Below are 13,533 nucleotides of genomic sequence, written 5' to 3'. Positions count from 1 at the left end.
AGGCTGCTTATGATAATTCAAAGGCAAAATAGTACTGAAAAGTGGCCCATATAGCCAGTAATGATCTGGCTTTGCACGCCATTATCTAAGAAAAATCGGCTATTAGATCAAGGACTCAGGCTGCCGCTGTTCGATCTTAGCCAGAAACCTGAAAATTGATGGTTAAATTGATGTCTCGCGTTACCGCTGCCAATCCTTTTGTTTCAACAAGATGGGTTTCTCTATGCCAAAACCTTGCATGTAATCCACGCCAATCGTCAGTAGCTTATCCGCGATCGCCTCACTCTCTACAAACTCGGCAATGGTTTTCACCCCAACAGCGCGAGCCAGCTCGGTGAATGACTTCACCATGGCAAAATCCGTTTCATCGTCGAGGATGTCGCGAACAAATGAGCCGTCCAATTTCAAATAGTCGATGGGTAAACGCTTCAGGTATGAATATGAACAAAAACCGGCGCCAAAGTCATCCAAAGCAAATTGGCAACCTAACTCACGGAAAGTATTCATAAAGTCGAGGGTACGGTCTAAATCGCGAATGGCTTGACCTTCCGTGACTTCAAAACAGATGATTTGCGGATTAATGTGGTAACGCTCAAAACACGCCAGAATGTGTTTTTTCACGTCCCTGTCTGTCATCGACTGGCCCGACAGGTTAATACTGGCTTTTGCCACCCGCTGATAACTTTTAGGGTTTGCCGCCAGCCAAGCAAAGAAGTGTTCAACCACCCACTTATCCACCTGAGTGATTAAGTTGTAGGTTTCTGCTGCAGGTAAAAATTCGGTCGGTGAGATCAGCTCACCTTCTTCGTCACGTAAACGCAGTAACACTTCAAAGTGCTCGCCGTCGTCATTACTGGTAATCGGCTTAATGGTCTGGCACGCCAATTCAAAATGGTTTTGCGCCAAAGCGTCATTCAGCTTGGCGACCCAGCTCATTTCATTTTGATACTTGCTCAGCAGCGCGTTAGCTTCCGAGTAAAAATAGATCCTATTTCGGCCTTGCTCTTTGGCGGTAAAACAGGCGGTATCGGCTAAGCTCAATACTTCGGCAAAGGTTTTCATATTGGACTCAATGGCCACGATACCTATGCTAATGCCTAAGCTAAATACTTGTTCGCCCCACACAAAGCGGAAATCCTGTACCACTTGGCGCAGTTTCTCTGCCAACTCAATGGCTTCATTCACATAAGCATTGCTGAGCATAATGCCAAATTCATCGCCGCCCAAGCGGGCCAATATTTGATTATTGGGGATCTCTGCCACTAATAACTTAGACAAAGATTGTAATAACTTATCACCTGCGGTGTGACCGCAAGTATCATTGACAACCTTGAACTGGTCTAAGTCCAAGTAGAAAATAATATTCTGGCCGTGTCCTTTTTCCTCAAGCTCAATGACCTGCGTCACGCAATCTTCGAACTTGCGGCGGTTATACAGGCCAGTTAACTGATCGTGCTGGGCCATGTATCGCAGTTTTAACTCTTGTTTTTTACGCTCAGAAATGTCGACAATAGAGCCGTCAATGATCCTGTCTTCATCATGATAGAAGTGGGATAAACGCAGGTTTAACAAAGCCCAGAAGATACTGCCGTCAGCACGGACTACCTTAATTTCTTTATTGGTGACGGCGCCGGTTTCCAGCATCTCTGCGATCAAGTCTTCACGGCTGTTTTCGGCGTGATAAAAGCGTGCCATGTCGCCGCCATACATCAGGCGCATGTCTTCAAAGTTGGTGAAACCAAAGCTGAGACACAAGGCTTCATTGGCAGACAAAACTTCCCCTGACAGCGTACTGGTAAATAAACCCTCTGGCGCATTTTGGAAGATATCAAAGTAACGTTCATTGCTGACTTCAGCGCGCTCTTGGGCGTCTTGTTTTTCTTGCTTTTCTTGGGAGGTGCGATAAGCAATGCCCAACGCTAAAAATATTAACCCTAAAAATGCAGATGCCGCCACAAACTGTTCGGTAAAATCGTTACGAGGAATAAACGCAAAACGGTTAAGCAGTAACAAGCCCATGCCAAGAATAAACAATAACCAAGAACTGGCAAACAAGCGTACAATATTATTGCCACGCAACCAGAAATAGATGACTTCAATCAAGGCAATAATGGCCATAAATGCCACCACGACGCCAAGGAAATACAAGGCAAAATGGTAGCTGACCAGCAACGGAGAAACGATAAGCGCGATGCATGAACCAATCAGACTTTTATTGAGCAAGCTGATGATGCGGTTTTCTTTTAATAATTGTAAGCCTTGCCCAAAAGCGCTCAGTACTAAGCACAAGCTGCCCACGGCAAAAATCAATAAGTTGTCGTGCAACACGGTAAGCCCTTGCCCCACAAACATGCCGGCATAGCCTTTTAGGATCCAGAATGTCGCGACAAAACACACACAAAAACTGCTGTAAAAGAAAAAGCGCAGCTCTTTCATCATCACAAACAAAAACATGCTGTAACATGCCATCAGCAAGAAAATACCGGTTAACAAGCCGGCCATCAACTTATTAAACAGTTGCTCACTGACGTAATATTTCATTTCCCACAGGGTCATCGGCATTTGCAAAAAGCCGTTATTTTGCGCCTTGATATACACAGTAAAAGTACGCCCTGCTGGCAGCTCAATGGGCACGCCAAAGGCACGGCTAGGAAACGGTTTATTGCTAAATGGGCGATCGGTACCAAGGTCAAACTGGTACATCAATAGATTGTTTTCAACGATATACACGTCTAAATAGTTGGTCAGGGAGTAACCTAACTCAAGCAAGGTACGAATATCGGTGATTGAGTGATTTTCGAGGTTAAATTTAAACCAGTAAGGGTGTGACGTCACGCCAAAGCTGATAACGTCTTGTTGGCTCACTTGCCAAGTGTCTTGGTATTCGCCGAGCAGAAGCTGCTTGATGTCAATGGCATTAACACTATCGGCCTGATATTTTACGCCTTGACCAATGGAAAATTGTTGAAAAGCGGGGGTGATCTCTACGTTATTCGCGGTGGCACTTGAAAGGCTTAATAGAAAGCAAATACAGATACCAATAAAGTATTGATTAACTTGCGAAATGATACGAGAGACAGGTTTTAACATCCATTTACCCAGTAATACTACTTTTAATTACCTCAATGCGATGCGCTAGATTATATCCATCGCCAGCCACATGTCAGCTTATTTTAGGTAAAAAAAAAGGAGGCCAGAGCCTCCTTTTTATCGGCTAATTACTTAGCCAGTGCGCCTTTAGCAGTTTCAACTAGTACACTGAATGTGTTCTTGTCGAATACTGCGATGTCTGCAAGGATCTTACGATCGATTTCAACAGACGCTTTCTTCAGACCGTCAATGAAACGGCTGTAAGACAGACCGTTTTGACGAGATGCAGCGTTAATACGCGCAATCCATAGTTGACGGAACTGACGCTTACGTTGACGACGGTCACGGTAAGCGTATTGACCAGCTTTAGTTACTGCTTGTACCGCTACGCGATAAACACGTGAACGAGCACCGTAATAACCTTTAGCTTGTTTTAAAATCTTCTTGTGGCGAGCGCGAGCTACTACACCGCGTTTTACTCTTGGCATTTTTCAGTCTCCGATTAAGCGAATGGCAACATACGATTTACAGCTGCAACATCAGATGCTGCAACCATGCTTTTCGCACGTAGATGACGTTTACGCTTAGTGCTCTTCTTAGTCAGAATGTGACGAAGGTGAGACTGTTTGCATTTGAAACCGCCAGAAGCAGTTTTCTTAAAGCGCTTTGCAGCGCCTTTGTTGGTCTTCATTTTTGGCATTGCGAACTCCGCATTGTTAAGTTAGCCAATTACATATGCAGCAAGGCGAATAAAACAGGCCGGATATACCGGCCTACATTATTACTTGATGAGCCTTAACTACTTCTTTTTAGGGCCAAGCACCATGATCATTTGGCGACCTTCCATTTTCGGGAATGCCTCCACTACTGAGATTTCAGCTAAATCGCCTTTAATGCGATTCAGTAAGTCCATGCCCAGCTCTTGGTGTGCCATTTCACGACCACGAAAACGTAGCGTGATTTTGGCTTTGTTGCCCTCTTCTAAAAAGCGAGTCAGGTTGCGCAGTTTTACCTGATAGTCGCCTATATCAGTTCCAGGACGGAATTTAACTTCCTTCACTTGGATCTGTTTCTGCTTCTTCCGCTGGTCCTTAGCGGATTTGCTTTTTTCGTAGAGGAATTTGCCGTAATCCATGATACGACAAACAGGTGGCTCAGCATTAGGACTGATTTCAACAAGATCCAGTTGCGCTTCCGCTGCTTGGTTCATTGCCTCAGCTAAAGACACAATACCGATTGGTTCGCCGTCAGCACTCGCTAGACGAACTTCTTGTAGGCCTTTAATCTCATCGTTAATACGATTCTTGTTGCCCGACTGTTGGGGCTTTCTTCCACCTTTTATAGCTTATTCCTCCGAATTGATTTGAGTTCGGTCGGCAATCTCTTGTGTTAATTTGGTAATCAAGTCTTCGACTTTGAATTTACCGAGATCGTCGCCCTTTCGTGTCCTTACCGCTACTTCGCCAGCTTCGACTTCTTTGTCGCCGATAACCAACATATAAGGTACACGCTTTAAAGTATGCTCGCGGATTTTAAAGCCTATCTTCTCATTTCTCAAGTCTGCATTTGCTCTAATGCCCGCTTTTTTCATCTTTTTCACAACTTCTTGCGCAAAATCGGCTTGTTTGTCAGTAATATTCATGACTACCGCTTGCACTGGTGATAACCAAGTTGGGAAAAATCCTGCGTAATCTTCGGTTAAAATGCCGATGAAACGCTCTAATGAGCCTAAAATTGCACGGTGAATCATCACAGGTACATGACGTTCGTTGTCTTCACCTACGTAAGAAGCACCAAGGCGGCCCGGCATAGAGAAGTCAAGCTGAACCGTACCACACTGCCACGCACGGTCAAGACAATCATACAAGGTGAATTCAATCTTAGGACCGTAAAACGCTCCCTCACCTGGCAAGTATTGGAATGTTAAGTCTTTCGAGTCTAACGCATCTGCCAACGCCTTCTCGGCTTTGTCCCATATTGCGTCTTCACCTACACGCTTTTCAGGGCGCGTAGACAGCTTAATTTCAATGTCAGTGAAACCGAATGTCTTATAGGTTTCAAATACCATGTCAATACAGCTCGACACTTCTTCAAGAATTTGATCTTCGGTACAGAAAATATGCGCATCATCTTGCGTGAAACCACGTACACGCATCAAGCCGTGCAGTGAACCAGACGGCTCATTACGGTGACAAGAGCCAAACTCGGCCATACGCAGCGGTAAGTCGCGGTACGATTTCAAACCTTGGTTAAAGATTTGCACGTGACCTGGACAGTTCATCGGCTTAATCGCGTATTCACGGTTTTCGCTGCAAGTACAGAACATACCGTCAGCGTACTTGTCCCAGTGACCCGATTTTTCCCATAACGATTTGTCCAGAATTTGTGGACCTTTCACTTCTTGGTAATCGTATTCCACTAGTTTTTCACGTACAAAGCTTTCTAGCTCACGGAATATTGTCCAACCCGCGTCATGCCAGAACACCATACCCGGCGCTTCTTCTTGCATGTGGTAAAGGTCAAGTTGCTTACCAATTTTACGGTGATCACGCTTGGCCGCTTCTTCTAAACGTTTTAAGTAACCCTTAAGCTGCTTTTTGTCAGCCCAAGCAGTGCCGTAAATGCGCTGTAACATCTTGTTGTTTGAATCACCACGCCAGTAAGCACCGGCCACTTTCATCAGTTTAAAGTGGTGACAAAATTTCATGTTTGGCACGTGTGGGCCACGACACATGTCAACGTATTCTTCATGATGATATAAGCCAGGGCGAGCGCCCGCTTCAATGCCTTCAATGATTTCAAGCTTGTAGCTCTCACCGCGGCTTTTGAATACTTCAGCGGCTTCTTCAAGGCTGACTTTCTTTTTCACAACGTCATAGTTGGTTTTTGCCAACTCAAGCATGCGCTTTTCAAGCTTGGCAAGATCATCTTCAGATAACGGCTCTTCCATTTCAACGTCGTAGTAAAAACCGTTGTCGATAGTAGGACCGATGGCCATCTTGGTGTTTGGCCATAGTTGCTTAATAGCATGACCAATTAAGTGCGCACAAGAATGGCGAATAATTTCAAGGCCTTCTTCATCTTTCGCAGTGATGATAGAAACATTGACATCCTTATCAATGGGATCACACGCATCAACCAATACGCCGTCAACGCGACCGGCAATACAGGCTTTGGCTAGACCAGGACCGATGTCCTTGGCAATCTCCATTACGCTTGTAGTGTTATCGAATTGGCGTTGGCTGCCATCAGGAAGTGTAATTAAAGGCATGGTTTTTCCTTAAGTCACAGTGGTGACGCATACCAAGCGCCACTTGAAAAAAAACTTTCGACAGGTCGAAAGTGAATGAGCAGGGAATATTAGTCAAAATTGGCCATCAAATCAACGCCACACGCAAGGAAATCCCTTGCGTGTATAGGACTGGGTAAAATTAATTGGCGTGGCAGATTAGCTCACCCTCTTGCATTTTTATTTCGCTGTTTTGCTGGCGGTGTTGCGTGATCATTTGCGCCTGTGCCAAATTCACTTTCACACCCGAGTAAATAACTTGTTTCGCCACTAATTTCGCTTCCGCAAGGTAGGCTTTTATTTCCTCTTCCACTTTTACGATTAACTGCTCATCGGCTTTGATTTTTTCTTGTTCGTGACGCTCATTAAGGGCCAGGCGCTGCACGATACCTTGCTTTTTCTCCCCCTCTGGCATGACTTTTAATTTCAGCTTTACCGCGATGATTTCACTCAGCTTGTCATGGCTTTTATCAATATCTTGTTGCAGGACTTTTAGCTCTAGTTGTTTTGCTTCTAGCTCACCGATAAATTCAACCTCGGTACGGGTTCCAGCTTCTGCACCAATATTCACGCAATGCACGCCTTGGCGGGCACGGATATGGCCACCGAGTATTAAACCGCGTCGTTGCGGCTCGTCCATCACGCTGACTCGGCCGTAGCACGTCACGTCACAGTGGTTCAACTGGCTAGTAAAGTGGATATCGTCGTTGGCTTCCATTTGGGTATATTGAGCAAAGACGCCGTCAATTTTGCCACCTGCATACAACTCGCAGCTATAGTGATGATCTTCATCTTCACTCTGATGACCAATAATGCCTTTTGCTACATGAATATTGCCGCCCGCTTTTACCTCAGCAGACTCTATTAAACCGGCGACAGAAATATCACCAGTGGCTTCCACCTTCATGCCTTCACAAATATCGCCTTCAATGATCAAGCTGCCATCAAAGTTGACGTTGCCGTATTTCACGTCAACATTTTTTATCACCAGCACATCGTCGACTATCATGCCCCGCTCAATCTCTATGGGCATGCCGGTGGCGGTTGCCACTAAATAGTGCGCATTTTTAGGACTGATTTGGGTATTTTTACCGGCGTCAAATTCCAGCTCTTCACCTTCGGTATGCTCAAGCACTTCGCCCGTCACCGTGAAACCATCATGGCCTAAGGTGCGATCGTGTTTACGCATTATGGGTTTGCCCGCAGACACGGTAACAATATCCCCTAAATCGCGCATGTCTACCTTGCCGCCCTCAAGCTCTTTCGGCTTTAATACTCGTTCACGCATGGTTTCTACCAAACGCTCAAAACGTGTATCTTTACCATTCTCGGCCGGTTTACCCTTTGCCACTGGTACCTTTAACGCTTGCCCCGGAGCACTGTTGCGACCGGTTTGCACCAAAGCTTGAATGTTTTTCGAGATAATGCCTTGTACTACGCCGGTTTCTTCTAGTGCCGCGCTTACCGCTTCTTCGGTAACGCTTTTACCAGCCCACGACGCAGTCAACGTGGCGTGGGCCACCATTTTGTCGTCACTGATAGCAATCGCCAAGGTCGCATCAACCCGCTGAGCAATAAGAATATTGTTCGCCTCTGGCGTACTCGTATCAGCGTTCACTGTGCCTGCTTCAGTCGCTGCCGTTACCGCGGCTTTGATACTGGCAATCAGCTTTTCAACCTCAGCCAAACCCACTTGGCTCAACTTAAAACGTTTAAATTCAGTTTCAGCCAATAATGTGCGCACTTGCTGAGTATTGGCCTCGCCATCAAGGTCTGCCGCCTGTAAAAACAAGTCTCTATTATTCTTATCCAGTAAAAAACTGCTTTGGCTTAACATTACAGCTCCTAGTATGACGACGTAATCACTAATATCTCATAACTAACAAGTAGATCAAACTAAAACTACCCGGTCAAATCAGGAGATATGTCTATCTTTTGACTTTTACTGTAAATCGCCACATAATACTGTTTATTTATACAGTATTCGATATTATGAAAGTGATACCTATTGCTGCTAGTGCAGGCATTATTGGCTTTGAGTCTCCTGCGCAAGAGTACACCCAGTTAACCCTTAGTTTAGATGAGTTATTAATCGAGCATCCCAATGCTACCTTCATTGGTCGTGCGTATGGCGAGTCAATGCAAGGTGTGGGGATCTTCAGTGGTGATATCCTAATTGTGGACCGTCACATTAAAGCCCAACAAGGGGATGTGATCGTGGCCAATTTTAACGGTGAGTTTGTGTGTAAGTTACTCGATTGCAAAGGGCGGCGTTTGCTGTCAGCTAATGATGCTTGGCCGCCTGTGCAATTACAAGAAGCCGATACTTTTACCCTTGAAGGCGTAGTGATCCGATCGATTCGGTGCCACTACCCCAGCCACTTATTAGTCAGCTAACGCATTAACACAATTGCGCGTTCACTCCCTTACCTATACCCACTTACCAACGGGAATCAATCCACCATGTATGCGTTAGTCGATGCCAACAGCTTTTATTGCAGCGCAGAGCAGGTTTTTCGGCCCCAATGGCGCGGCCGCCCAGTGATTGTTTTGTCGAATAACGACGGCATGATAGTCGCAGCAAACCGGCAAGCTAAAGCCCTAGGCGTGCCTAAATTTCAACCCTTTTTCAAGATTCAACAGCAATGCCAACAGCTGGGCATTATCGCGTGCTCTTCCAACTATGAATTGTATGCCGATTTGTCAGCCAAAATGATGCAAGTTATTGGTCAATTTGCGCCTGAACAACACATTTACAGCATTGATGAATGCTTCTTACGTCTACACCACTGCGGTCACGCCATTCGTGATTTCAACTTACACGGCCAGCAGCTGCGCCGCACCGTATGGCAAACTTGTCGTTTGCCAGTATGTGTGGGTATCGCGCCCACACTAACGCTTGCAAAAGCGGCCAACCATGCCGCCAAGAAACAGCCACAATACCAAGGCGTGTGCGTGCTTGAGCAAGCCTCAGCGTATCGACACGTATTAAGTCATATGGCAGTAGAAGACGTTTGGGGCATCGGCCGGCGATTGGCCGCCAAACTTAAACTTCTCAATATTCACAACGCGTTGGCGTTAGCCGACTACGCCCCAGCATTAGCCAAACGCCAATTTAGCGTAGAAGTGGAGCGTTGTATTCGCGAATTAAATGGCCAGCCCTGTATTGCTTGGCAAAGCAATCGCGCCGACAAACAGCAAATATTCTCAACCCGCAGCATGGGGCAACGGATCACAGATAAAACCTCACTGCAACAAGCCTTGAGTAAACACGCCAGCATTGCTGCCTACAAAGCCCGCCAGCAGCATTCAGCTTGCCAACTATTAATGTGTTTTGCCAGTAACTCCGCTTACGATGAACACCCAGTGAGCTTTAAACGTTTATTGCGTTTTAGCCAGCCCTGTAATGACACTCAAGTGATCATTAGCGCGACTCGCCAGTTAAGCCATCAGCTCTATCAAGATGGCGTGCAATATTACAAAGTGGGCGTAGGATTATTGGACTTATCCAGTACCACCCAGCAGCAATTGGACTGGCTTAGCGAGCCTGCTGGTAACCCCGAATTAATGCAAACCTTAGACACCATTAACCAAAAATACGGGACTGACACCCTGTTTGTGGCCGCCCAAGGCATAGAACAAAAATGGGCCATGCGCAGACAACTGCTAACCCCCCAATACACCACGCGCTGGCGCGACCTGCCACACATAAAATGTTAACGGCGAACCGTTACTGCGACCATGCAGTATTGCCTAGCCATTGCTAAAATCATCAAAACCAAGCATGCAAAGCGCGGCCAAAAATGCCCTCTTTGGAAATCCAATCATGGCCACTCATCAGCAGTAACATCGTCCGCCTCACGTTATAAGCCGGCTTCAGATTCGGGTAAGGTTTGATACAAGTGGAAGCCTCTCGCTTGATAATTGGCCAATGCGCTGGGGTGATCCAGTGAGCAGGTGTGCACCCACACCCGCCGGGTGGTCGCTACCTGCCACGCCTGAGTAAGGGCTTGAGACAAAAGATAGCCGCCCATACCTCGACCAATAAACTCCGGCGCTAAGCCAAAATACTTAATCTCAGTGTCACCATTGGCGGCAAAGTGCAGCTCAAAATAGCCCGCGATACTGCCTTGATAATAAGCCGCCCAAGTGCGCAAATCTGAGTCTTGCACATAGTCTTGCCACTGCTGCTGCGACCAATCAAGCTTGTCGGTCCATTGCCAAGCATGACCCACCAGTTGGTATAAAAACTGATTAAATCGCCACTGGTCAATTTGCGCTTCAATAACAGACAAACCTTGGCACGGCAAACTGGCTTGCAGCTGCTCCGGCTCGGTCATTTCAAGAAAGTAGATCTGGGTTTCACTCATTATGCTGACAACCTTGTTGGGCATAGGCTAAAAACAACAGCATAACAGGCTAGAAAAGAAAGGAAATGATGGCAAACAACAAACGCTCACCATCATTGAAGCAACTTAAAGCTGCTTTACGTAAGATTATTTATCCGCGCGGCTGGTGAACTTACGCTCTTCCACGTTGATTTTGATCTTGTCGCCTTGGGCAATATGCTCAGGCACTTGCACAACCAAGCCCGTTGATAAAGTGGCAGGTTTAGTGCGCGCCGTTGCCGAGCCGCCTTTCAGTGATGGCTCAGTTTCGGTGATCACCAGCTCGACACTGCTTGGCAGGTCAATGGCTACCGGCGCGTCGTTCACCATGATAGCTTGCACGCCAGTCGTGTCTTCATTGATGAACAATAGCTCTTCTTCAATGGCTGCTTTATCAAAGCTGTAAGGCGTGTAATCGTCATTGTCCATAAACACATACTCGTCACCGTCTGAGTATGAGAAGGTTACTGGACGACGCGTTAAATCTGCCAACGTAAGCATTTCTGAATCTTTGAACGATTGATCTACCTTGTGGTTAGTACCCACGCTGTACATGCGCATACGATAGATACTGCCACCTGCACGGCCTTGTGGCACAGAGCGTTCAATGTCACGTACGATGTAGGTATCGCCATTAAACTCAATCGCGGTGTTCTTTTTAATTTCACTTGCCTTAGGCATCTTAGCAACTCCAAAAATATAAATTTAGCGCTATATTAATCACGAAATGGCTTTGTGGGTATTTATTTGTGACAGTTTTAGCAAGATTTTCACGGTTAGATGACTTCAAATGGCATTTTCAGTCGATTGGCTTATCTCACCACGACAAAGGGCACAGGTACCCCCGAGTAAAAAGAAGGCATAAAAAGATAAGAAACTCAGACATAAGCCAGCCTCTAATGGCTCGGCAAGCCAGTCTCCTAAAAAATGTTCATACGACGCCCGTTTCAGCTTGGTTAAATGCACTCTGGTGCCACTTCTTTTTAAATAGCTGCCATTTATTGTATTGCTGCCAATAATCTTCTTGGCGGCCGCTGGCTTGGTCGGCGGCAATGCTGGCAGGGTCGATTTTACGCCAGATTTCAAGTTGCGGAATATCCGGTAAAGCTTGACTGGTGTCCATGTAGCACTGAATAAAGTTCCACAGGGCGTAAGCGTCCGATAGCGTGCGGTCGTTCCCCAATTGGGCAGCGTTAAACTCATACCATGTTGATTTATAGTGACGAATGTAGACTTCATTACGCACCACAATGCCTTGGTGGCTTAATTTAGGGTGAATTTCTGCCACAAACTCACGAAAGGGTAAGCTGGCTTCCACGGCCTCGGTTTCTTCGTGGTAAAAAATGACTTGGCCGGTTTGGCGATTCAGCTCAAAGTGGCGCTTGGCAATCACCGGGTCTTTTTTGGCTTGATAGTATTGGTAGAGTTTGGCTATTTGCCCCATGATAAAGCAGGGGAGAGTAATAATTGAATGAGAAAAAATAAGGGCATTAAAATAGGCCTGTATATAAGTAACATCATCGCCAGCTTTGATATCCAAATAAGCAATTAAAAAACATACCAAAGTAATAAATGGGAAAAGCGCATATTTTGCTCCCCAACCAAATGCCCATAGGGTTAATATCAGAGCATTCATGCCGCCACCGCCATTGATATAATGGGGTATGCGTAGCATTTCCGCGTCAAACCGCAGGGCTGCGCTTTGGTATTCAGGCTTGGCAAATTGCGCGGTAAATTTGGGCGTGGCTTTATCAAAAAAACGGTGGTCAAACCAGCGGCTAGGGGCAGATAAATTCAGCGTTTGCTGTTTTTGTTTTAGCACACCGCCAAACAACGGCTTTTCTGCCGCTAAATCTTGGGCTTGTTTGGCGCGGTAAGCATCTGGGCCGTATTTGAGTATTTTGTTTAACATGTGGTTTTATCAGGACTGAATGCATCTAGCCTTAGCATCTATCCTACGTTCACCGTGCCGCCGCCGATGACGACACCGCCACAGCTGACCGCATCGCCGGTTTTTGCGACCGGTTTACCGTCGGCAAATACGGTACCTGAGCCACCCGATATACTGCGACCGTGTGGCGGGTGTTTAGGTTTTGAGTGAGGCGCCAAGGGGTCACCTTTTCGCGCCAGTGGAATACCGTCTACTTTTACCGTGCCAGAGCCAGCGGTAATCGGTGTAGGCGGAAAGCCATCGTGAGCGGTGCCGATATCACCGAGTTTTGCTGCGTTTCCCATGTTTTTTCCTTTATTAGAAGATTTACTCGGGCGGTAACTCGCCAATATCCAGTAATATTTTGGTGCTTATCTCAAATCGGCCTTCCGCTTGCCATTGCTGATATACTGCCAGCGGAATGTGGGGCGGCTTTGGGTACATTGCGCCACTGGAAATCTTTCGGTGCGCTTCTTCTAGCAATACCAAGTCACAATCTTTGTCTCGAGCATGCACATCATGTAGAAAGTTTTTCCAGTGAGAAAAGTAGCTACTGTTGTACAAGTCATACCAATAGTCTAACTGGGTGAGGTCTTGATACTGCTTGTCATACGCAGCCGTTGTGGGGTCTAGATGGCGAAAGGGGGCTAAGTCTGGCACGTTCGGCAAAGGCTCTTCGATATCCATAAAACGCAATAACATTTCCCATGCCCGGCGACATTCATCCACGTTCGCGCCGCCTTGAAATACTAAGAGTGACACCTTGGCGTTTAATCTGTGTTGCATCACCAAGTTAAAATGGCACATGCCATTGGTCATGGGCGCACGCTCCACGA

The 13,533-nt window shown here is 46.4% G+C and carries 12 protein-coding genes and 1 pseudogene; 2 read left to right on the top strand and 11 right to left on the bottom strand.

The window, feature by feature from the left end; genetic code table 11:
• Positions 1–180: 180 nt before the first annotated feature.
• The 6 genes from D1Z90_RS16985 to D1Z90_RS16960 all read right to left on the bottom strand — a co-directional run bounded on the left by D1Z90_RS16985 (position 181) and on the right by D1Z90_RS16960 (position 8,216).
• Complete coding sequence (locus D1Z90_RS16985) at positions 181–3,090, bottom strand: EAL domain-containing protein (protein WP_119911989.1); 2,910 nt, start codon at positions 3,088–3,090, stop codon at positions 181–183.
• Positions 3,091–3,218: 128 nt separating this feature from the next.
• The gene (gene rplT / locus D1Z90_RS16980) at positions 3,219–3,578 is read right to left on the bottom strand and encodes a 50S ribosomal protein L20 (RefSeq protein ID WP_119911988.1); all 360 of its coding nucleotides are present in this window, start codon (positions 3,576–3,578) and stop codon (positions 3,219–3,221) included.
• Between the two features lie 14 nt (positions 3,579–3,592).
• Positions 3,593–3,790 (bottom strand): 50S ribosomal protein L35, encoded by a 198-nt coding sequence (gene rpmI, locus D1Z90_RS16975; RefSeq protein WP_119911987.1) that lies wholly within the window; start codon positions 3,788–3,790, stop codon positions 3,593–3,595.
• A 99-nt stretch (positions 3,791–3,889) separates the two neighbouring features.
• Positions 3,890–4,432: a translation initiation factor IF-3 gene (gene infC, locus D1Z90_RS16970; protein WP_119911986.1), complete on the bottom strand. Its 543-nt coding sequence runs from the start codon at positions 4,430–4,432 to the stop codon at positions 3,890–3,892.
• A 3-nt stretch (positions 4,433–4,435) separates the two neighbouring features.
• Complete coding sequence (thrS, locus tag D1Z90_RS16965; RefSeq protein WP_119911985.1) at positions 4,436–6,361, bottom strand: threonine--tRNA ligase; 1,926 nt, start codon at positions 6,359–6,361, stop codon at positions 4,436–4,438.
• A gap of 160 nt (positions 6,362–6,521) precedes the next feature.
• Positions 6,522–8,216 carry a flagellar assembly protein A gene (locus tag D1Z90_RS16960; RefSeq protein WP_119911984.1) on the bottom strand — a complete coding sequence of 565 codons (1,695 nt, stop codon included), beginning with the start codon at positions 8,214–8,216 and terminating at the stop codon, positions 6,522–6,524.
• A 155-nt stretch (positions 8,217–8,371) separates the two neighbouring features.
• On the opposite strand from D1Z90_RS16960, the gene D1Z90_RS16955 reads away from it, so the two are divergent.
• Positions 8,372–8,776: a LexA family protein gene (locus tag D1Z90_RS16955; protein ID WP_119911983.1), complete on the top strand. Its 405-nt coding sequence runs from the start codon at positions 8,372–8,374 to the stop codon at positions 8,774–8,776.
• 66 nt (positions 8,777–8,842) lie between these two features.
• A complete protein-coding gene (locus tag D1Z90_RS16950) occupies positions 8,843–10,099 on the top strand; it encodes a Y-family DNA polymerase (protein WP_119911982.1) in 1,257 nt (418 codons plus the stop codon).
• Positions 10,100–10,242: 143 nt separating this feature from the next.
• Here D1Z90_RS16950 and D1Z90_RS16945 read toward each other — a convergent pair whose 3' ends face one another.
• From D1Z90_RS16945 to D1Z90_RS21365, 5 genes and pseudogenes are all read right to left on the bottom strand, one after another.
• The gene (locus tag D1Z90_RS16945) at positions 10,243–10,749 is read right to left on the bottom strand and encodes a GNAT family N-acetyltransferase (protein WP_119911981.1); all 507 of its coding nucleotides are present in this window, start codon (positions 10,747–10,749) and stop codon (positions 10,243–10,245) included.
• Between the two features lie 126 nt (positions 10,750–10,875).
• On the bottom strand, positions 10,876–11,448 hold the full coding sequence (gene efpL / locus D1Z90_RS16940; protein ID WP_119911980.1) for an elongation factor P-like protein EfpL: 573 nt from the start codon (positions 11,446–11,448) through the stop codon (positions 10,876–10,878).
• 250 nt (positions 11,449–11,698) lie between these two features.
• Positions 11,699–12,679 carry a hypothetical protein gene (locus D1Z90_RS16935; RefSeq protein WP_119911979.1) on the bottom strand — a complete coding sequence of 327 codons (981 nt, stop codon included), beginning with the start codon at positions 12,677–12,679 and terminating at the stop codon, positions 11,699–11,701.
• 38 nt (positions 12,680–12,717) lie between these two features.
• On the bottom strand, positions 12,718–13,002 hold the full coding sequence (locus tag D1Z90_RS16930) for a type VI secretion system PAAR protein (RefSeq protein ID WP_119911702.1): 285 nt from the start codon (positions 13,000–13,002) through the stop codon (positions 12,718–12,720).
• A gap of 22 nt (positions 13,003–13,024) precedes the next feature.
• Positions 13,025–13,533 (bottom strand): annotated as a pseudogene (locus D1Z90_RS21365) (hypothetical protein); the annotation flags it as partial.

Source organism: Motilimonas pumila (genome assembly GCF_003596335.1).
GTDB classification, from domain to species: Bacteria; Pseudomonadota; Gammaproteobacteria; order Enterobacterales; family CBDFNC01; genus Motilimonas; species Motilimonas pumila.
This window is presented reverse-complemented; position numbering and strand designations above follow the sequence as displayed.